Origin of the sequence: Actinoplanes sp. GCM10030250 (genome assembly GCF_042666575.1) — a bacterium.
Classification (GTDB): domain Bacteria; phylum Actinomycetota; class Actinomycetes; order Mycobacteriales; family Micromonosporaceae; genus Actinoplanes.
The window spans coordinates 1-18516 of sequence record NZ_JBHTDO010000007.1 but is presented as its reverse complement, the minus strand read 5'-3'; the positions used below and the strand labels follow the sequence as shown (position 1 = coordinate 18516).

Here is an 18516-nt window from a genome sequence, read left to right as displayed (position 1 = left end):
CACCGGAGGTTCAGCTGCGGCGCAGCGCGACGACCGCGATGTCGTCCGCCTTCTCGCCGGCCCCCGCGAGCTGCGTGAGCAGGCGACGGCAGAACACGTCGAGGTCCGCTTCCACCTCGCCGGCGCAGGAGGCCAGTGCCGCCAGGCCCTCGTCGATGTCGGCGTCCCGGCGCTCGATCAGGCCGTCGGTGTAGAGCACGAGCGTCCCGCCGGGCGGCAACGTGTACTCCAGTTCGTGGCGCGGCGGCCCGTCGATGCCGAGCAGCGTCCCGCGCGGCTCCAGGAAGTGGACCTCGCCGTCGACGTGCACCAGCGGTGGCAGGTGCCCGGCACCGGCCATGCGGATCCGGCCGGTCGCCGGCTCCATGGTGAGCAGGCAGAGCGTGGCGGAGTCCTCCGGCAGCACGGTGCGCATGAAGCGGTTGGCCAGCTCCAGGACCGCGCCCGGCGGGTGACCCTCGACGGCGTACGCCCGGACGGCGTGCCGCAGTTCGGCCATCACCGTGGCCGCGTGCAGCGAGTGCCCGGCCACGTCACCGATCGCCACCATCAGCTGGTTGTTGAGCACGGTCAGCTCGTAGAAGTCGCCGCCCACCTCGGTCTGCGCGCCGGCCGGCTCGTACAGCACGGCCCGCTCCACACCGGGAACGTCGGGCAGCTGCGACTGCAGGAGGCTGCGCTGGAGGGTGACCGCGATCCGGTGCTCCTCGTCGAACGACCGCTGCGCCTCCACCGCCGCCGCGACCGCCTGGGAGAGCTGCCGCAGCACCGGGAATCCGGGCGTCTGCGAGCTGCCCGGTGCGGCCACGTAGACCGGGGGCCGGTCGATCCGCAGCCGCGCCGCCGCGACTGCCACCGTCTCGCCCTCCGGCCACTGCGCGACGTCCCAGTCAGCGGTCTCGTCGGTACGCACGAGCGACCCGACCGCCACCCGATGGCTGGGCACCGCCCACCGGCGTACCGCGGCGGGTTTGCCGACCGCGGCCAGACTCTCGCCCTCGGAGGTCTCCGCCACCACCGCGACCGGGCCGCCGAAGATGTCATTGGCGCCCTCGGCGGCCGCCGCCAGCAGCGCGGGAAGGGTGGAGGCCGAGTTGATCGCCAGGGTGGTCTCGGCGAGCCGGACCATCCGCTCGGCGAGCAGTTCGGCCCGCTGGCGCGCCCGGTAGTAGCGGAGGACCGCCTGCGCGGTCGCGATCAGCTCGTCCGGCTCGATCGGTTCCACCAGGTACGCGTCCGCGCCCCGGTTCAACCCCTGGGTCCGGTCGTTGACGTCCACCGCGTGCGCCGAGACGTGGATGACCGGCAGTACGCCGTACCGCGGGTCGGTCTTGATCCGTTCGCAGACCTCGAAGCCGCTCATGTCCGGCAGCTTTACGTCCAGCACGACCAGATCGGCGTCGGACTCGAGCAGCCGGCTCAGCGCCTCACCGCCGGTCTCCGCCTCCAGCACCGAGAACCCGGCCCGGGTCAGCCAGCTGACCAGGAGGTACCGCTTGGTGGCGCTGTCGTCGACCACCAGAACGGTGGCCCGCCCGTGGGTGTCCACCGGCCGTGTGCCGCGGGTCGTCTCGTTCATGACTCGGCCGGCAACTGCAGGGTGAAGACGCTGCCCGAGCCGGGTACCGAGTCGACCCGCAGGCCGCCGCCGAGGATGCCGGCCAGCCGCCGGGCGTAGGGCAGGCCGAGGCCGGTGCCCTTGCCGCTCACCGGCTTGCTGCCCGGCACCTGGTAGAACTCCTCGAAGATCCGCTCGTGCAGCTCCGGCGGGATTCCCGTACCGGTGTCCGAGACGATGAACTCCAGGTCGCCACCGCTGGGGCGCACGCTCAGCCGCACCTCGCCGGACGCGGTGAACTTGAGGGCGTTGGTCAGCAGGTTGCGCAGTACCTGGGCGAGCAGCACCTCGTCAGAGCGGATACCCGGCACGGCCGGCTCCTCGACCACGAAGTCCACCTCCGAACGGGTCACCAGCGGGCGCAGGGTGCCGCGCAACTGGCCGAACATCGCCCTCAGGTCCACGTCGGACCAGTTCGGCTCCATCCGGCCGGCTTCCGCCTTGGCCAGGTCGAGCAGCCCGTTCACCAGGGTCAGCAGGTCGCTCGCCGAGGTGCGGATCAGCTCCACCTGGCGGTCCTGCTCCTCGGTGAGGTCGTCCGAGCCCGAGTCGGTGAGCAACCGTCCCAAACCGATGATCGCGGTGACCGGGGCACGCAGCTCGTGGCTGACGTTCGCCAGGAACCGGCTCTTCGCCTCACTCGCCGCCCGCAGCTGCACCGACTTCTCGTCCAGCTCCGCGTAGAGCGCGACCACACCGCGGTTCGTCTCCTCCAGCTCCTCGGAGAGCTGGTTGTAGAGGGCCATCACGCCGCGGTTCGTCTCCTCCAGCTCGGCGTTGAGCCGGGCCAGGTCGTCGCGCTGCGCACGCACCTCGTCCAGCGCCGCGATGAGCTGCTGATTCTGCACCGCGAGCTCGTCGAGGGGGGTGCCGGGCACGTGCTGGGCCAGCCCTGCGCGGATGTCGTCCATGCGGCCGGGAGTCAGCCGAGGTGCACCCGGCGGCAACCGCCGAGCCATCCGGACGACCGTACCGGAACCACCATCGTCGACCTCCATCGTGTCGACCAGACGGCCGACCTGCTGCAGCTGCTCCGCCAGCCGGCCCGCCTCGCCGGGAGCGGGGTGCTCCATCGTCACCTGAAGGGTAGGTACCCCGTGGAGGTCGACGGTGAACGCCACCTCGGTGTCCTGCCCCGCGGCGAGCAGCACACGGCCGACTTCGCTGAGCGCGGTCGCCACCCGGGTCTGGTCCTGTGTCTCCAGTCCGACCGCCCGTGCCACTTCCCGTCCGAGCTGCCGGACCGCGAAGACGTCCTGCGCGACCCGCAGACGCATCCGCATCAGCGACTCGGCGGCGCCGGTCATGACGATCGCGCCACAAGAACGCCGGCGTCGTCACGGCGGGTCCCGGCGTCGCGCAGCACGGTGGCGGCGATCACCTCGGGAGACCGGCTGAACAGGCCCGGGTACTCGGCGGGCCGCCAGCGGTCGACCACGCCGTCGCTGTGCATGAGCACGATCGAGCCGGGAGCCAGCGGGTAGTCGTACTCCCGGATCTGCCGGCGCTGGTGCCCCGCGATGCCGGGCATCGAGACCATGCCGCGCCGGGTGCCGTCCGGCCCGAACACCGTGCCGGAGATGTTGCCGAGGCCGGCGTAGTGGACCAGGCCGGCCTCGCGGTCCAGTTCGGCGACCGCGAGTGCGGCGCCGCGGGTGTGCCCCAGAGCCCGGTGCAGTGCCTCCACGACCACGGCGGGCGGGGCGGCCGGTGTCTTCAGGAACTTGTGGACCGCTTCGGTGGAGGCCGCCGCGGCCAGGCCACCGTGCCCCAGGCCGTCACAGACCAGCAGTTGCCGGCGGCCGTCGGCCTCGCGGACGGCGAACGCGTCACCGCTGACCGTCTCACCGGTGATCGGCCGGGTCAGTCCCGCGGCCCAGGAGGGCTCCGGCGGATCGGTCGGCCACACCTGCACGGCCAGAACGGTGCCCTTGCCCGGAATCGAGTGCAGATCGGACCGGCTGGCCTGGCGCAGGATGGCGCCGAGCCCGATGCCTAGAGTGCCCGCCGTGGAGTGGCCGTCGCCCAGCGCCCGCTCGACGTCGGCCATACCGGGCCCGCTGTCGATCACGATCAGCTCGACGCCGGCCTGCTCGGCGGTCCGCACCGTCCGGACCAGGACCAGGCCCTGATCGGCGTGCTTGACCAGGTTTCCGGCCGCCTCGGCGGCGACTATCGCCAGGTCGGCGATGCGCTTCTCCGGCATGCCGAGCGCACCGGCGAGCCGTTCGGCCGCCCGCCGTACGGAAGCAGCCGTCTCGGCGGCCTCGACCCGGAACCAGACCCCAGCGTCCAGGAGTCCCTCGGGTAACGACGCCACCGCGCCTCCGCTCATCGGCACCACTTGACAACGGTAATGGTCGTACCCTTACCCGGCTCCGTCTGGATGTCGAACTCGTCGACGAGACGACGCGCACCACTCAGGCCGAGACCCAGACCGCCGCCGGTGGTGTACCCGTCGGTCAGTGCCAGCTCCAGATCGACGATTCCCGGACCCTGGTCGGCGAAAACAATACGGATGCCGGACCGGCGATCGTTGTGGACCCGGGTCACCTCGACGAAGCCGCCGCCGCCGTACACCAGCGTGTTGCGGGCCAGCTCACTCGCGGCGGTGACCAGCTTGGTCTGGTCCACCAGCGACAGCTTGACCGCTACCGACACCGTACGCACCAGTTGCCGGACGCGGACGACATCCTGGTCGGTGACGACCGGGATCTGCTGGCTCTCCTCGTTCACGGCGTGGTTACCGCTGCCGGGTCGGCCTCATCCTCGTCGTCGTCGAACTCCAGGTCGGCCTCGCGGTTACGGGCGAGCATCTCGATGCCCAGCTCGACGTTGAGCGCCGTCCGGATGCCGGGCAGCGACAGGCCCAGCTCGACCAGGGTGATCGCCACCGCCGGGCGCATGCCGACCACGACGGTCTCGGCGTCCAGGACCCGGGAGACCGAGGCGATGGTCGCCAGCGTACGGCCGACGAACGAGTCCACGATGTCGAGCGCGCTGATGTCGATGATCACGCCGTGACAGCCGGTCGCCACGATCCGGTCGGCCAGGTCCTCCTGCAGCTGGAGTGCGACCTGGTCCTCCATGTCGATCTGGATGGAGACCAGCAGGATGTCGCCGATCTTCAGGACCGGGACGCGCTCCACCTCAGCGCTCCGTTCGCTTGGACGCCACGACCCTGTAGCTGGTCCGGCCGAGCACGTAGCGCAGCGCGTCGGCGAGCGAGGCCTTCGTCGCGATGTCGCCGAACTCGATGCCGAGCGCGACGATGGTCTGCGCGATCTGCGGCCGGATGCCGGAGATGATGCAGTCGGCGCCCATCAGGCGGGCGGCCACCACGGTCTTCAGGATGTGCTGCGCCACCTGGGTGTCGACAGCGGGCACGCCGGTGATGTCGATGATCGCGTACGGCGAGCCGGTGTCCACCAGCGTCTGCAGCAGGCGCTCCATCACCACCTGGGCCCGAGCCGAGTCCAGCGTCCCCACCAGCGGCACGGCCACCACGCCGTCCCACAGCTTCACCACCGGTGTGGAGAGCTCGAGCAGCTGCTCGGCCTGGTCGGCGATGAGCGCCTCGCGAACCCGGACGTAGCTGTCGAACGTGAAGAGCGCGGCCCGGTCCACGAACGCGGAGAACGCCACGTAGTCACGGAGAGTGGCGACGTTACTCTGGTCGCCGAGCACGGCCAGCATCGCTTCCTTGAGCGCGTAGACGCTCGTGGCCGTCTCAGTGGCACTGAAACCCTGCCGGGCGCGGCTGCTCGACAGCTCGCTCAGCTGAGCCCGCAGCTCGGTGGCCGCCTCGTCGTTCAGATCCCTGGATCCCGAGCCGATAGCCTGCTGGAAGCTCTTATGCAGGTCGGCGGTCTGCCGCTGAAGTTCGGCACTACTGAGCCGGCCCTTCAGACCGGCAGCGGACAATTCGGTCCAGCGGGCCGCAAGCGGCTCCGCGTGACGCTCCAGCAGGTCGGCGAAGCGATTCGCCTCCTCCGGACTCAGCGGCATCGCTTGTCTCCCCACCACACGATCAGTTCACAACGGCCGGACTTTACCATCAGAGGGTTCATTACTTGCTGTAGACCAAGTAATGGCTCGATCAAGGTTCGTCCCGTTCTGCGCATCCCCCGGTACGTGGAGTACCGTTCAGCAATAACTGGAGGTCGGCGAATGTCCCTGACGGTACAAACGGAACAACGCGGCGACGTAGTAGTCGTGTCAGTCGCCGGTGAGCTGGACATGGCAACCGCCCCCCAGCTCCAGGATCAGATCAGTGATCTGTTGGAGAAGGGCCGGACCCGCCTGGTCTTCGACCTCGCCGAGGTGTCGTTCTGCGACTCCACCGGGCTGTCGGTCTTCGTCCGGGCGAAGAACAGCACTGACGACGCCGGCGGCACGGTCCGCCTGGCCGCCCCGCAGCGTGGCGTGCTGCGCATTCTCGAGGTGAGCGGGCTGGTCGAGGTGCTGCACACGTACCCGTCGGTCGACGAGGCCGTTGCGGCCGACGAACCCGCGCTCGACTGACCTCGATATTTCCCGGGCCGACCGGTCGGCGTAGTTTGTCGCCGACCGGCGGCGGGCACCCGTTGCCGGACGACAACCGCCCCCCGGGAGAGTGCCCGTGAGCAAGATGTTCCAAGGTTTCAAAGACTTCATCATGCGTGGCAACGTCGTCGACCTCGCGGTCGGCGTGGTCATCGGTGCCGCCTTCACCACCGTGGTGACAAGCTTCACCAACGCCTTCCTGAAGCCGTTGATCCAGCTGATGGGCGGCGGCTCCGGCCTCCAGGCCGGCAAGTTCACGGTCGACGGAGTCGACTTCGACTATGCGTCCTTCATCAACGCGTTGATCACCTTCGCGCTGACCGCGGCCGTCCTCTACTTCCTGGTCGTCTTCCCGCTGAACCGGCTGGCCGAGCGCCGCCGCCGCGGCGAGGAGCCGCCGCCGAAGTCGCCCAGCGAGGAGGTCAAGCTGCTCACCGAGATCCGTGACGCGCTGCTGCGCGATCAGGGCCACCAGGTTCCCAACAGCGCCCTGGACGAGGTGCTCGGCCGGCACCACCAGGAACCGCCCCGCTGACCCGGGTCAAAAAGATCCGCCCTCCCGGCACTGTTCGAACAGATGTTCGATACAGTGCCGGGATGGAGCAGCGAAAGCACTGGTGGAACGGCAAGTGGGGACGTCTCGCCCGCAAGGATGTGTACCTGCGGACGAGCGGCGACCAGTGGTATGTCGAACAGCGCGCCGGTGGCTCCGACGGCGTCTCCCACTTCTTCGAGTACGACAGTGAGGACGCCGCTCTCGACATGGTGCGTGCCCTGCTCGCCGGGCCGGACGAGTGGCGCGAGCTCTCCGTCCGACCACCCGCCCGCTGAACCCGCCCAGCTGACGCTAGGCCGCGCGGCGATCCTCGTGCGAGGCGGTCAGCGGACCGGACGGCGGCGGCAACAGCCGCAGCCCCGGTCGTGGTGCCGCCTCTTCCGGGACATCGTCGGCGGGCGCGTCGAACCGGACCCGCCAGCCGGTTCCGACCCGGTCACCCGGCGGCCGGACCGCTCCACCGGCACCCCGGGACAACGCCACCACCAGTAGATAACCGACGATCACGAAGCCGTGGCCGACCAGCCGGGTCACGTCCACCCGGCCGCCGGTGAGATCGTTGACCGAGAGCAGCAGCAACATCGCGACGAACGCGCTCAGCATCGGCACCAGGCCGGTCGGCCGGGTCCGGCGTAAGGCGATGAAGAGGTAACCGGCACCCACCGCGACGTTCCAGGCGGCCGACTCGTGCCACAGGTGCCCCGGCGTCGCGTTCAGCCCGGTGTGCTCGTGCCCGGCACTCACCCCGCCACCGACCTGCGTCAGCCCCAAGATCAGCTGAACCGTCCCGACCAGGGCCAACGCCACGTAGAGCGCGGCACCCACCGGGAACCGCCACCGGCGCCGCGGCTGCTCGGTGACCGGGAGCGCCGCCAGGATCGCCGCGCTCAGATCCGGCACCGCCGCCACCGGCGCGGTCCGCGTCAACCGGTTGACCGCCGCCGCCCGGTCCAGCCACTCCCGGCAGCCGGCACACCCCGCCAGGTGCTCGTCGACCAGCGGCCGCATGACCGGGTCGTCCTCGCCGTCCAGCTGCGCGGAGAGCATCTCGCGCCACCGCTCACATCCCATGTCCCCATAGTCGTCCCAGGACACGCTCTGGTTCCACCCGAGGTCAGCGGGTTTCCGGCGCCCGCATCATTCCGGCCTGCTGGTCGCCGGTGTGGCCCAGCAGCCGGCGGCGCTCCCGGAAGGCCCGCAGGTTTGCCGTGTTGCCGCAGGTGCTGACGTCGTGCCAGACGCCGCTGTTGTTGCGGGAGGTGTCGAAGAAGGCAGCCCGGCAGGCGGCGTTGTGGCAGAGCTTCAGCCGCGGCCAGAGCCCCGCCTGCTGCGCCAGGAGCGCCTCCGCCCAGAGCGCCGAGGCCAGCCAGCGGGTGCCCCGTCCGGTCGGCACCAACCGGACCCAGCCGTCGGCGGCCGGCACCAGGCTGACCTGCACGTCGGCGGGTGGCAGTGCACCGTCGGGCTCGGGGTTGGCCCCGGCGAGCACCACGTTCTCGAAGGCGGTACGCAGGCGGCGCAGCGAACGCAGATCGGTGGCGGAGAGCAGCAGCGTCGGCGCCGGCAGACCGGAGACCCGCGACCAGGTGCCGAGCGCCTCGGTCACCCACCACTGGGCGTCCTCGGCCGCGCCGAGCAGATCAGGCCCGTACGCCATCGCGGTGCGCGTGTTCAGCAACTCCTGGACGAGTGCGAACCCACCGGGCGCCTCCCGGACGCCGTGCCGGGCGCTGGCCTTCCATGACATAGCCAAAGGGTACTCGGCTCTTTTTACGCCTGTCCCTCGCGGGCCACCCTGCCGAGTGGATGATCACCAATTCGCCGTGGACCATTGTGAATGGGTCTCTACAATGACCCGACCACCAGCAGGGGAGGGCCCGTGCGGAGAGTCCTGGCGATGACCGTCGCCGCAGTGACGGCGCTGACGCTAGCCGCGGGTTGCGACTCAGGCAATTCGGGCGACTCGGGCGGCACGGCCGACTCGGGTAACTCGGTCGCGGAGGGTACAGCTCCGACCGTACCCGAAACGCCCTCAGCAAGCGTGCCCACCGCCTCGGCCGAACCGTCCTCGCCCAGCGCTCCCCCCTCGGCCGTGCCCACCTCGGCGCCTGCGGCGAAGCCGAAGAAGCTCAAATCCGGTGCCAAGGGCGCCGAAGTCCTCGCGCTGCAGAACCGGCTCACCGAACTCGGCTACTGGATGGGCAAGGCCGACGGCAAGTTCGGCTCGACCACGCAGCAGGCGGTCTACGCGCTGCAGAAAGCCGCCGGCATCGGCCGCGACGGCACGGTCGGCGTGAAGACCCGGAAGGCGCTCGACGCGGGTGTCCGCCCCAAGGCGAAGTCCACCAGCGGCAAGATGGTGGAGATCGACCTCAAGCGCCAGCTGCTGCTTCTCGTCGACAACGGGCAGGTCAGCCAGGTCTTCAACACGTCGACCGGCTCGATGGAGCATTACGAACAGGAGGGCCAGACCTACCTGGCCGACACACCCCGCGGCAAGTTCAAGGTCAGCCGCCAGATCGACGGCTGGCGCAACGCCCCGCTCGGCATGCTGTGGCGCCCGAAATACTTCAACGGCGGCATCGCCGTGCACGGTGCCCCGAGTATCCCGCCCTATCCGGCGTCACACGGTTGCGCGCGCGTCTCGGTCGCCGCGATGAACTGGATGTGGAAGAACGACGCACTCCCTATCAAAACGCGCGTCTGGGTCTACTGAATAACCAGCTCTTCGGTGCGGCGGCGCGGACCCGGGATGACGCTCATGCTCGGCGGCCACGCCGTCCCGTAAAGCTCGGAGCAGATCACCACGCCCAGCCACGGCACCCACGGCCCGCGCATCGTCACGGCCTCACGCGAGCCGTGCACCTCCAGGACCAGCGTCCACTCCTCCGGCCGGGGCCGCAGCGAGGCCACCGACCGCAACAGGTACTCCTGCGACCCGACGATCAGCCGCTGACTCGTGATCACCGCAAGCCGCCGGCCCGCGCCGGCCACATAGACCGGAAACCACCCGTACTGCTGCTCCCCGGGCCGCAACACCACCGTCGGGCTGACCGCCGCCGGCCGCCCGCCCCGCTCCACAAGCCCGGCCAGCATGCTCATCGACCGAAACCCGGCCGCAAGCTGTTCAGGTTCGTACTCGGACACCCGACTCTCCGATCTCGACCACCCGGCGCGGCCTACTCGACCCTGGCACGCCCGGCCCGCCGAAACCAGTGAATACACCCCTACGGTGAGTGAATTGTCGGTAAGCACTGCGTTCTACCATTCCGGGCTAATCCGACAGAGTCCCCCGGTCCTCCCGTCGCATGTCGCCCGTGCCGGGAGTTCCGGCGCCGACGCCGTACCTCAGGAGCACGGCGCCCTTGGCCGAGGTCACCGGGGGCTCGAGGAGTTCGAGGTTGGCGGGCACCGCACCCCCGTCGAACACCTTCTTTCCCACGCCCAGCACAATCGGGAAGATCCACAGGTTGAGCCGGTCGAAGAGGCGCTCCCGCAGGAGGGTCTGCACCAGGTCCAGGCTGCCGATCACGTGAACGTGCTGATGCCTGTCCCGCAGATCCCGGACGGCGCTCGCCAGGTCGGCGCCCAGCTGCGTCGAGCCCGCCCAGCTCAGATCGGGCCGGCCGCGCGAGGCCACATACTTCGGGATGCTGTTGAACAGCGTCGCGATCCCACCGTCCACGCCGTCGACCTGGCCGGGCCAGAACCCGGCGAAGATGTCGTAGGTCCGGCGGCCCAGGAGCAGGGCGTCCATGCCCTGCATGCCGGCGCCCATATGCTGCCCGACAGTCTCGTCGAACAGAGGCGCCTGCCATCCACCGAACGGGAAGCCCTCCGGGTCCTCCTCTTGATCCCCCGGCGCCTGCGCCACCAGATCGAGCGTCGCGAACAGGTCGATGTGGATCAGGCCCATGGTGTCCTCCAGGTGTCGCGGTTCGTTCCCGTCACCATTGAAGACCCCGGTACGGGCGCGAACTAATCGCGCCGGCCGCGGTCATTCGAGGAGGTGACGGGCGAGGCGTTCAGCGTTGAGCCGGCGCATCGCATCGCCGACCGCGCCCTCGTCAGACAGGTCGACGCCACGCGCGGCGAGCTCCGCGGTGATCTGTTTGGCGGGGCCCCAGGTCACGGTGTCGTCGAAAGACTCGTTGAACTCCGCGAGATGGGTGTCGACGGCCTCGACCACCGGACTGATCCACCGCGGGTCAACCCCACGGCGTTCGAGGGCGAACCGGATCCAGCGCCGGAGCACGTCAGGCAGCGCGGCACGCTGCTCGGCGTCCAGGACCGCCTTCCGCGGCAGCCAGTAGGTCAGCAACAACTCCACCTGATCGGGGCTCCAGAACAAGGCGCCACTTCTCATGTAGCCGTCGCCGTAGTCCAGGAACAGGTCGGCCAGCGACCTCGCCACCGTGTCGTCCGGCGGGCTGAAGTCGTCAAGCAGCTGGTTCCGCTCGGCGTCACCCATCGGCTGCCAGTCACGTATCCCCGGAAGGTGAGGCCGGCACCTGGACCAGGCCAGTGCGCGCAGATTGACGAACTCGTCGTCATCGTTACGGGGCCAGGTCATGTCCGTGGTCCGCAGTGCATCGGCCAATTCCGTCAGCACCTCGTCGACCGGGCACTCGACGGCGGGCATCGGGATGTCATCCTGGCCGCGAAGCTGACCCCAGGTCGATGCCGCATCAGGCGGCAGCACCGCGAGCTTCTGGACCAGCACACCGCCGGCGAGCGAGATCTGGGCGACCAAACTGTGTGGAGCGGGACCGCCGTACTCGACGAACAGCACCCGCTCACTGTCCCAGACGTCCACCGCGCGCCACGCCCGAACCGCCTCGAAGGCAGGCGCCTCGAACCACGACGGCGGCGGCTGATCCTCTGACAGGATCTCCACCGTGCCGTCGAGCACCGCGAAATCATCCGGCGCCGCCACACGCCGCAGCGCCGCCAGAGCAGCCAAACCGTCCGCCGACGGCCGATTCGACGCCCTGACCACCACCTCCATCTGGAGGAGTCGCTCCGGCTCTCGTTCACCGATGCCGGCGGCCCGCCATGCCTCACCGAGCCACACGCTGGCCCACTGCTCGACCTCGAGCACGTTTCCCTCGGACGTGATGACAACCGCGTCACGCATCAACCGGTCCGCCAACAGCAGCTCGCGCACGGGACGCTGTGGACGCTTCGGCTTTCTCCGTCCCGTGGGACGACCACGACTTTTGGGCATGAACCCGTTTACCACATCGTCCATGTCGCGGTCGATCAGCCCGCCGTGTCTCCTTGCTGGAGGATTCGGATCGCGTTGCCCGACGGGTCCCGCAGGCCCATGTCGGTGCCGTAGAAGTGGTCGGCGGGCGCCTGGGTGAAGTCGGTGAACCCGCGAGCCTTGAGGGTCTCGTACAGTCCCCGGACGTCATCGGTGTTGAGGACGAGACCCTGCAGTGCGCCCTTCGCGATCAGCTCGCGGAGCTGCTCGGTCGTCGCCTCGTCGTGCAGCGGCGGGCCCGGCTGCTCCAGGGAGATCTCAGTGCCGCCGTTGCCGGGGACGCGGACGGTCAGCCAGCGGTAGGAGCCCTGCTGGACGTCGTTGCCCTTCTCGAGCCCGAGCATGTTGACGTAGAAGTCCAGCGCTTCGTCCTTGTCGAGGACGTAGATGGAGGTGACGTTCAGCTTCGTAATCACCCCGTCAGGCTAGAGAAGACGACTCGGCGGCGGCTTCTCCGAAACTGCCCAGTCGTGTCGCGTCCCGCGGCCGGGCGTTCGCCATCTGGACGCAGGTCGGCACGACGAAGGGTCCGTGATCGCGGCGGTAGCCCGACGGAGTCTCCCCGACGATCTCCCGGAACGTACGGCTGAACGTGCCGAGGCTGTTGAAGCCGACTTCGGAGCAGACGTCGGTGACGCTACGGCCGGTCTCCCGCAACAGGAACATCGACCGCTCTATCCGCCGCCGCTGCAGGTAGCGGTGCGGTGTCTCGCCGAACACCGTACGGAAACAGCGGCTGAAGTACGCCGGCGACAGGTGAGCCACCGCGGCGATGGCCCGAACGTCGAGCGGCCCGGCATACGCCAGATCGATCGTGTCACGGGCCCGGAGCAGGCGGCGATTGAGATCCTCGACCTCTCGACTCACGCCACAATGCTAGATCGACGGTCGCGGTGGAAGTGTGGAACTTTATGTTCTACGGCGCCTGCTCGACTGCGCCAAGGCAGCGGGATTACCCACCGCAAGTCCCGGTCAGAACTGAGTCACGTCTCAACAGATTACGGTCTCGGGAGAGTCGGCTGCCGATTGCTGGAGAGCCAGCAGGCGCGACACACCGTCGGCGGTCATCGGCTCGGCAAGGTGGAAGCCCTGGCCGACGGTGTAGCCCAGTTCGCGGAGCGCCGCCACCTGCTCGGCGCTTTCGATCCCCTCGGCGACGGTGTCCAGGCCCAGTGCGTGAGCGAGTTGGATCACCGCGCGTGCCACCGCCTGCCGGGCGTCGACGGCGGCGGGACGGCCGTCGTCGATCTCGATGCCGTCCACGAACGACTTGTCCAGCTTGACGATCGCGGCGGGGAAGGCACGCAGCAGGCTCAGCGACGATTCGCCGGTGCCGAAGTCGTCCAGGGCCAGGCGAATGCCCATCCGATCGAGCTCGTACAGCGCTCGGGACACCTGCTGGCCGCGGAGCACCGCCGATTCGGTCACCTCGAGGACCAGCCGTTCACAGGGCAGACCGCTGTCGGCGAGCACGCTGACCACGTCGTGCACGAAGTCGGGGTCGTGCAGCTGCCGGGCGGACACGTTCAGCCCGGCCTCCTTCAGCGCGTCCGGACCGAACTCCGCCAACCACGCTGCCGCCTGGCGGCACGTCTCGCGCAGCACGAACCGGCCCAGCGGCACGATCAGGCCGGTACGTTCGGCGGCCGGGATGAACTCGGCCGGGCTGACCACGCCACGGGTCGGGTGATGCCACCGCACCAGGGCCTCGACCCCGATCAGGCGGTTGCAGTCCAGTCGCACGATCGGCTGGTAGACCACCCGGAACTCGTTGTTGTCCAGGGCCCGCCGCAGTTCGCCACCGAGTTGCATGTGCGCCAGGACAGGCTCGCCCATACCGTCCACATAGCGTACGAAACTCGCCTTCCCTCGCTGCTTGGCCGTATACATCGCGACGTCGGCGTCCCGCAGCACCGAGTCCGCGGTGGCGCCAGGCTCGGCGGCCGCGATACCGATGCTCGCCTGCACCAGCAGGCGGTGCTCACTGATCGGGTGGGAGAGTGCGGCCAGCAGCCGCTCGGCGAGGTCCTCGGGGTCGGCGCCGGCACCGCTCAGCAGCACCGCGAACTCGTCGCCACCCACCCGTACCGGCAGGCCGTCGTTGCCCACCTCGGCCCGCAGCAGGCGCGCGACCGAAACCAGCAGCCGGTCCCCGACACCGTGCCCGAGCAGGTCGTTGACGGTTTTGAAGTCGTCCAGGTCGACGAGCAGCACCGAGACCGAGCCGGCCGTGGCGAGCGCGCTGGTGAGCTGGTCGCGGAACAGCGCCCGGTTGGCGAGGCCGGTCAGACCGTCGTGGCTGACCTCGTACTGGAGCCGGTCCTCCTGAACACGCGAGGTTCGGAGCAGCCGGGCGTTCTCCCGGGAGGCCAGGTACTGCCGGACCATGACAAGCGCGGTCACCACCACGGCGGCGATCAGAACAACCCGGACCGGCCAGCGCAACGGCGCCCCGAACGCAACGGCGATCAAGGGAACATCAACCAAAATCATGGCAAGGTACGGCAGAAGCACGCCAACCCGGGCCGGATCGCGTCGCAGCCCGTGATCGGCCCGACTCTGTGCCGCGACGCCGAAGGTGACAAGCACCGGGGCCAGCGGCATCACGATCGCCTGAGCCGGGACACTGGCGATGTAGCCGAACTGCACCGCGAGCACGGCGACGACTCCGGCCGGAACGCCGCCGGCGGCCGCGATGAGCCGCATCGCCACCCGGTCGACGGGGCCGCCCGCGATGTACGAAACCTTCGTCGCCGCACCGACCGCGACCAGGAAAGCGAGTCCGACGAGCAGCATCGCCTGCCGGCTCCACGGCTCGCGTGCGGACAGCATCGGAGCCAGCCCGACGTACCACAATGCGGCCGCGCAGCCGAGGAACGCGATCATCCGGTCCAGCACCATGCGCCACCGCTCGACACCGCCGGACGGGACGACCGGGACCCGGGCCAGCGCCCAGAAGGCGATCAGGAAACCGATGGCCACGCAGGCCGCGGCAGGCGCCGGCATGCTCCGGGTACGGGCCTCGGCAGCGTGGGTGAGCATGTCCAGAGCCAGCCAGGCGTACCCGATGGTGATCACACCGACGGCAAGCATGATGGCCCGCCAGAACCGCGCGGCGACGGGATCAAAGCCGAAATTCCGGCGAGAGAGGTGATGGACGGACACGGCCGCGAGCGCGCCACCGACCGGAACGAAAACATACGCGAGCGCTTCGGTGCCGGCGCTGCCCGCCAGGTAGGCAACACACCAGACGGTGCCCAGCACGGCGACGGCGATGGTGGCCCGCAGATAACGCTGGGCGGTTCCGTCCTCCAATGTGTCGACTGAATCGGCGGTCGGGCGAGCCGTCGGCTGAAGCACTTCCCGCGTCACGGCCCGACAGTAGCGAGCACGATGTGAAGCGGATCTCCCCCGAACGTTTGACGTTCACCGATACGTCCGGCCTCTGTTGCGAAGGGGGCCGCCGGCCCGCTCAGAGGGGAAGGGTGATGATGCTGCGGCCCTCGTCGCGGAAACCGCGGGCGGCGTAGTAGCGCAGCAGATGCGACACGTCGAGGCCGTTCGGGGCGATGGTGATGTTCAGGTGGGGCGCGCCGAGAGCGCGGGCCCAGTCGGCACTGTCGTCGATCAACTGCTGGGCGAGGCCCCGGCGGCGGGCATGTGGTGCGACGTACAGATCCTCGAGCTCAGCGACCAGGCCGTTCTCGAGCCCGAACACCGTGGTGGTGATGCCGAACGCGACAACCGCGCCGTCGAGGTCGATCACGGCCACCCGGGCGGTCTGGGCCGCCATTAGAACGCGCAGGTTGGCGGCGAGTTCGGCCCGGGGTGTGGCAAAGCCGTCCTCGGCGTAGAAGGCGGCAGCCAGCTCGACCACGGCGTCGTGGTCGGCGGGTGTTGCGGTGCGCGGGGTCATCGGAGCTCTCCCAGGGAAAAGAACCGGCTGAACTCAAGGCAGCCTAGGCAGCACATCCTCATGCGGCCAGACCTCTGTCAGCACCTTGGCCAGACCAGGATCAGAACTGGACACGCAGTACGGCGTCTGCTCCGGGTCGCGCACCTCCAACGCGACCGGGGCGGACTGCAGGCCCCAGACGGGAAGTGCGTTCGCGAGCCGGCCCTGAAGCCGCAGGTCTTGATACTCCGGTTGTGACCACACCGCGGAGGCCCGCTCGAGGTCAGCGGAATCGACAGCGACCCAGACTCCGAACGTGGCACTGAAGTCACCGGTCAACGTCACCGGAAGCAGCGCCCGCAGAAAGTCGCCCACCCCGGGGATCTGCATCATCACCGAGACATCCGGGTTTGCATGACTCAGCCGGGCGCCTCGTACCCGGTGCTGCCGGCGGGTTTCCAGGACGGCGTCAGGCAGCTGGAACCGCGCATGCCGGTCACGAATATCCCTCGGCTGCCCGCAGCAGGAACACAGATCGGCGGCCTGCCGCATTCCCGCCGCGGTCGCACCGTCGCGCTTGTGGAACCAGTCACGGATTCTGCTCACAACGCCTCTCCCACCTCATGCGGCGCACAACGTATCAGCCGCTGCTGTACGGGTCCCGGAAACAGAACTGGCCAGCGCCGAGGAATCAGCACTGACCAGGCATTACAGTGGGCCGCCGGGGATTCGAACCCCGAACCTAAGGATTAAAAGTCCTCAGCTCTGCCATTGAGCTAGCGGCCCGCGGATGTCAGGGTACCGGCCCGTGTTCCGCACGGACATCATGCACCCTCCCCCTTGTCGCGCGCGCGGTGTTAAAGCCGCGGCCACCCTGAGGTCAGGTTCATCCGGAACGCTTCGATCTTATGCATCGTACTGCCGGCCTTGCCGCTCTGGTCGCACTGACCACCCTTGCCGCCGCACCTGCTCAGGCCGCGCAGCGGCCCGCCCGGGAGATCAGCGCGACCGTCGAGACTCCCTCGCTCTTCGACGACGAGGCGGGTGGTGACGCGGATGCGGACGACCCCGCGATCTGGATCAACAAGGCCGACAAGCGGCGCAGTCTGGTGATCGGGACCGCCAAGAACGGTGGGCTGCGTGTCTACGATCTGGGTGGCCGTGAGGTGCAGTCGATCGCGACGCCTGCGGGTGGGCGGTTCAACAACGTCGACATCCTGTCCGGCTTCAAGCTGGGCCGGCGTCTGGTGGACATCGCTGTGGTGACCGATCGCGGTCTGGACAAGCTGCGGGTCTACCGGATCGAGGCGAGTGGCCTGACCGACATCACCTCGGCTGACGTGCCGTTGCTCTTCTCCAAGGACGAGGCGGAGGTGGAGGAACAGGCGACCGGTTACGGTCTTGCCCTCTACGACCGCTATGCGGTGGTCAGCCGCCGGCACAGCACCCGGCTCGGCATTTTCCGGCTTGAAGAACGAAACGGCAAGGTCTCTTATCGTACGACGGACACGCTCGACCTTCCGCGGGAGTTCCGCCTCCCGGACGGCACGAGCTGGTCGCCGTGCGCCGAGCCGGGCGAGGACCCCCAGGTGGAGGGCATGATCGTCGACGCGGCCGCCGGCGTGCTGTACGCCGCTCAGGAGGACGTCGCACTGTGGCGGATCAGCCTGCGGGGTGGGACCTTCAGCAGCCTCCCGCGGATCGTCGAGAGGGTCGCCGAGTTCGGTGTCCCAGGCGCCTATGACCCCGAGTCCGAGGAGTGTGTCCTCGACACCGCGAATGACCCCGGATTCGGCGGGCGTATCAGCGCTGATGTGGAGGGCGCCACGATCTACCCGACGGGTAAGCGGGACGGCTACCTGATCGTCTCGAGCCAGGGTGACAGCCGCTTCTTCGTTTACGACCGTCGCACCAACCGCCCACTGACGATCTTCTCGGTGACGGATGGCCCGCGCGTAGACGGCGTCCAGCACTCTGACGGAGCCGCTGCCACCGCGGAGCCGCTGCCGGGCTACCCGAGAGGCCTACTGGTCCTCCACGACGGCGAGAACGTGCCGAACGACGACCGCACCAGCACCAACTTCAAGTACGTCGACTGGCGCCGCCTCGGACTCCCGTCCTGATCCCCACAACACCCCTCCCACGGCCAGCCGACCAACCCAGCTGGGCGTGAGGGGGGCCTTTCCGCCCGCAAGGCCCCCCTGGACGCCAGCCGAGCAACCCAGCTGGCCGTGAGCGGGGCTTTCCCGGCCGTGAGGCCCCCCTGGACGCCAGCCGAGTAACCCAGCTGGCCGTGAGCGGGGCCTTTCCGGCCGCAAGGCACCCCTGGGCGCCAGCCGAGCAACCCAGCTGGCCGTGAGGGGTGCCTTTCCGGCCGTGAGGCCCCCCTGGGCGCCAGCCGAGTGAGCCGGCTGGGCGTGAGGGGTGCTTTTCGGGCCGCAGGACCCCGCTGTGAGCCAGCCGGGTGAGCCGGCTGGGTATGAAGTGCTGTTCCGCGGACCGGGTCGCCTGTTTTTGGGCAAAAAGAAAGGCCCACCCCGTCCGGGGTGGGCCTTTCTTTCATGTTTGAGTCCGGCGGCGTCCTACTCTCCCACACCCTCCCGAGTGCAGTACCATCGGCGCTGGCGGGCTTAGCT

General features: G+C 69.2%; 21 protein-coding genes and 1 tRNA gene. 5 read left to right on the top strand and 17 right to left on the bottom strand.

Annotated features, from left to right (window positions below; all coding sequences use genetic code 11):
• Positions 1 to 10 precede the first annotated feature (10 nt).
• From ACFQV6_RS11955 to ACFQV6_RS11930, 6 genes are read right to left on the bottom strand one after another with little or no spacing between them, the layout of a single operon-like run.
• Positions 11 to 1579 carry a SpoIIE family protein phosphatase gene (locus ACFQV6_RS11955; RefSeq protein ID WP_378027479.1) on the bottom strand — a complete coding sequence of 523 codons (1569 nt, stop codon included), beginning with the start codon at positions 1577 to 1579 and terminating at the stop codon, positions 11 to 13.
• Positions 1576 to 2925, bottom strand: a complete 1350-nt coding sequence (locus tag ACFQV6_RS11950; RefSeq protein ID WP_378027478.1) for a sensor histidine kinase — start codon at positions 2923 to 2925, stop codon at positions 1576 to 1578. Before ACFQV6_RS11950 ends, ACFQV6_RS11955 begins: the two co-directional genes overlap by 4 nt.
• On the bottom strand, positions 2922 to 3953 hold the full coding sequence (locus ACFQV6_RS11945) for a SpoIIE family protein phosphatase (protein WP_378027477.1): 1032 nt from the start codon (positions 3951 to 3953) through the stop codon (positions 2922 to 2924). Before ACFQV6_RS11945 ends, ACFQV6_RS11950 begins: the two co-directional genes overlap by 4 nt.
• On the bottom strand, positions 3950 to 4354 hold the full coding sequence (locus ACFQV6_RS11940; RefSeq protein ID WP_378027476.1) for an anti-sigma regulatory factor: 405 nt from the start codon (positions 4352 to 4354) through the stop codon (positions 3950 to 3952). The genes ACFQV6_RS11945 and ACFQV6_RS11940 overlap by 4 nt, the downstream gene beginning before the upstream one ends.
• The gene (locus ACFQV6_RS11935; protein WP_378027475.1) at positions 4351 to 4767 is read right to left on the bottom strand and encodes an STAS domain-containing protein; all 417 of its coding nucleotides are present in this window, start codon (positions 4765 to 4767) and stop codon (positions 4351 to 4353) included. Before ACFQV6_RS11935 ends, ACFQV6_RS11940 begins: the two co-directional genes overlap by 4 nt.
• A 1-nt stretch (position 4768) precedes the next feature.
• Positions 4769 to 5626, bottom strand: a complete 858-nt coding sequence (locus ACFQV6_RS11930; RefSeq protein WP_378027474.1) for an STAS domain-containing protein — start codon at positions 5624 to 5626, stop codon at positions 4769 to 4771.
• Positions 5627 to 5788: 162 nt separating this feature from the next.
• Between ACFQV6_RS11930 and ACFQV6_RS11925 the strand changes: the two genes are divergently transcribed.
• From ACFQV6_RS11925 to ACFQV6_RS11915, 3 genes are all read left to right on the top strand, one after another.
• A complete protein-coding gene (locus tag ACFQV6_RS11925; protein WP_378027473.1) occupies positions 5789 to 6142 on the top strand; it encodes an STAS domain-containing protein in 354 nt (117 codons plus the stop codon).
• A 106-nt stretch (positions 6143 to 6248) separates the two neighbouring features.
• Positions 6249 to 6698: a large conductance mechanosensitive channel protein MscL gene (gene mscL / locus ACFQV6_RS11920; RefSeq protein WP_378027695.1), complete on the top strand. Its 450-nt coding sequence runs from the start codon at positions 6249 to 6251 to the stop codon at positions 6696 to 6698.
• A 62-nt stretch (positions 6699 to 6760) separates the two neighbouring features.
• Positions 6761 to 6994 (top strand): hypothetical protein, encoded by a 234-nt coding sequence (locus ACFQV6_RS11915; RefSeq protein WP_364235719.1) that lies wholly within the window; start codon positions 6761 to 6763, stop codon positions 6992 to 6994.
• Between the two features lie 16 nt (positions 6995 to 7010).
• On the opposite strand, the gene ACFQV6_RS11910 is transcribed toward ACFQV6_RS11915, so the two are convergent.
• Together ACFQV6_RS11910 and ACFQV6_RS11905 are read right to left on the bottom strand one after the other, a co-directional pair.
• On the bottom strand, positions 7011 to 7790 hold the full coding sequence (locus tag ACFQV6_RS11910; protein WP_378027694.1) for a zf-HC2 domain-containing protein: 780 nt from the start codon (positions 7788 to 7790) through the stop codon (positions 7011 to 7013).
• A gap of 43 nt (positions 7791 to 7833) precedes the next feature.
• Positions 7834 to 8466, bottom strand: a complete 633-nt coding sequence (locus ACFQV6_RS11905; RefSeq protein ID WP_378027472.1) for a CGNR zinc finger domain-containing protein — start codon at positions 8464 to 8466, stop codon at positions 7834 to 7836.
• A 132-nt stretch (positions 8467 to 8598) separates the two neighbouring features.
• Between ACFQV6_RS11905 and ACFQV6_RS11900 the strand changes: the two genes are divergently transcribed.
• On the top strand, positions 8599 to 9435 hold the full coding sequence (locus tag ACFQV6_RS11900; RefSeq protein WP_378027471.1) for a L,D-transpeptidase family protein: 837 nt from the start codon (positions 8599 to 8601) through the stop codon (positions 9433 to 9435).
• Here the strand turns inward: ACFQV6_RS11900 and ACFQV6_RS11895 are convergent.
• The 9 genes from ACFQV6_RS11895 to ACFQV6_RS11855 all read right to left on the bottom strand — a co-directional run bounded on the left by ACFQV6_RS11895 (position 9429) and on the right by ACFQV6_RS11855 (position 16666).
• Positions 9429 to 9866 (bottom strand): hypothetical protein, encoded by a 438-nt coding sequence (locus ACFQV6_RS11895; RefSeq protein ID WP_378027470.1) that lies wholly within the window; start codon positions 9864 to 9866, stop codon positions 9429 to 9431. The genes ACFQV6_RS11900 and ACFQV6_RS11895 overlap by 7 nt on opposite strands.
• Before the next feature lie 127 nt (positions 9867 to 9993).
• Positions 9994 to 10635 (bottom strand): dihydrofolate reductase family protein, encoded by a 642-nt coding sequence (locus tag ACFQV6_RS11890; RefSeq protein ID WP_378027469.1) that lies wholly within the window; start codon positions 10633 to 10635, stop codon positions 9994 to 9996.
• An 81-nt stretch (positions 10636 to 10716) separates the two neighbouring features.
• The gene (locus tag ACFQV6_RS11885; protein WP_378027468.1) at positions 10717 to 11856 is read right to left on the bottom strand and encodes a hypothetical protein; all 1140 of its coding nucleotides are present in this window, start codon (positions 11854 to 11856) and stop codon (positions 10717 to 10719) included.
• 125 nt (positions 11857 to 11981) lie between these two features.
• Complete coding sequence (locus ACFQV6_RS11880) at positions 11982 to 12401, bottom strand: VOC family protein (protein WP_378027467.1); 420 nt, start codon at positions 12399 to 12401, stop codon at positions 11982 to 11984.
• Positions 12402 to 12405: 4 nt separating this feature from the next.
• Positions 12406 to 12852 carry a helix-turn-helix transcriptional regulator gene (locus ACFQV6_RS11875; protein WP_378027466.1) on the bottom strand — a complete coding sequence of 149 codons (447 nt, stop codon included), beginning with the start codon at positions 12850 to 12852 and terminating at the stop codon, positions 12406 to 12408.
• 123 nt (positions 12853 to 12975) lie between these two features.
• A complete protein-coding gene (locus ACFQV6_RS11870) occupies positions 12976 to 15357 on the bottom strand; it encodes a putative bifunctional diguanylate cyclase/phosphodiesterase (protein ID WP_378027465.1) in 2382 nt (793 codons plus the stop codon).
• A gap of 100 nt (positions 15358 to 15457) precedes the next feature.
• The gene (locus ACFQV6_RS11865; protein WP_378027464.1) at positions 15458 to 15901 is read right to left on the bottom strand and encodes a GNAT family N-acetyltransferase; all 444 of its coding nucleotides are present in this window, start codon (positions 15899 to 15901) and stop codon (positions 15458 to 15460) included.
• Positions 15902 to 15934: 33 nt separating this feature from the next.
• Entirely contained in the window at positions 15935 to 16486 is a 552-nt protein-coding gene (locus tag ACFQV6_RS11860) for a DUF2199 domain-containing protein (protein ID WP_378027463.1), read from the bottom strand.
• Positions 16487 to 16594: 108 nt separating this feature from the next.
• Positions 16595 to 16666: transfer RNA gene (locus ACFQV6_RS11855), tRNA-Lys, on the bottom strand.
• Positions 16667 to 16788: 122 nt separating this feature from the next.
• On the opposite strand from ACFQV6_RS11855, the gene ACFQV6_RS11850 reads away from it, so the two are divergent.
• Positions 16789 to 18003, top strand: coding sequence for a phytase (locus ACFQV6_RS11850; protein WP_378027462.1), 1215 nt, complete (start codon positions 16789 to 16791; stop codon positions 18001 to 18003).
• Positions 18004 to 18516 lie beyond the last annotated feature (513 nt).

Coding starts and splice junctions, on each gene's coding strand:
- ACFQV6_RS11955 (WP_378027479.1), bottom strand. CDS start 1,579: ATGAACGAGACGACCCGCGGCACACGGCCGGTGGACACCCACGGGCGG.
- ACFQV6_RS11950 (WP_378027478.1), bottom strand. CDS start 2,925: ATGACCGGCGCCGCCGAGTCGCTGATGCGGATGCGTCTGCGGGTCGCG.
- ACFQV6_RS11945 (WP_378027477.1), bottom strand. CDS start 3,953: ATGAGCGGAGGCGCGGTGGCGTCGTTACCCGAGGGACTCCTGGACGCT.
- ACFQV6_RS11930 (WP_378027474.1), bottom strand. CDS start 5,626: ATGCCGCTGAGTCCGGAGGAGGCGAATCGCTTCGCCGACCTGCTGGAG.
- ACFQV6_RS11925 (WP_378027473.1), top strand. CDS start 5,789: ATGTCCCTGACGGTACAAACGGAACAACGCGGCGACGTAGTAGTCGTG.
- mscL (WP_378027695.1), top strand. CDS start 6,249: ATGTTCCAAGGTTTCAAAGACTTCATCATGCGTGGCAACGTCGTCGAC.
- ACFQV6_RS11915 (WP_364235719.1), top strand. CDS start 6,761: ATGGAGCAGCGAAAGCACTGGTGGAACGGCAAGTGGGGACGTCTCGCC.
- ACFQV6_RS11910 (WP_378027694.1), bottom strand. CDS start 7,790: ATGGGATGTGAGCGGTGGCGCGAGATGCTCTCCGCGCAGCTGGACGGC.
- ACFQV6_RS11905 (WP_378027472.1), bottom strand. CDS start 8,466: ATGTCATGGAAGGCCAGCGCCCGGCACGGCGTCCGGGAGGCGCCCGGT.
- ACFQV6_RS11890 (WP_378027469.1), bottom strand. CDS start 10,635: ATGGGCCTGATCCACATCGACCTGTTCGCGACGCTCGATCTGGTGGCG.
- ACFQV6_RS11885 (WP_378027468.1), bottom strand. CDS start 11,856: ATGCGTGACGCGGTTGTCATCACGTCCGAGGGAAACGTGCTCGAGGTC.
- ACFQV6_RS11865 (WP_378027464.1), bottom strand. CDS start 15,901: ATGACCCCGCGCACCGCAACACCCGCCGACCACGACGCCGTGGTCGAG.
- ACFQV6_RS11850 (WP_378027462.1), top strand. CDS start 16,789: ATGCATCGTACTGCCGGCCTTGCCGCTCTGGTCGCACTGACCACCCTT.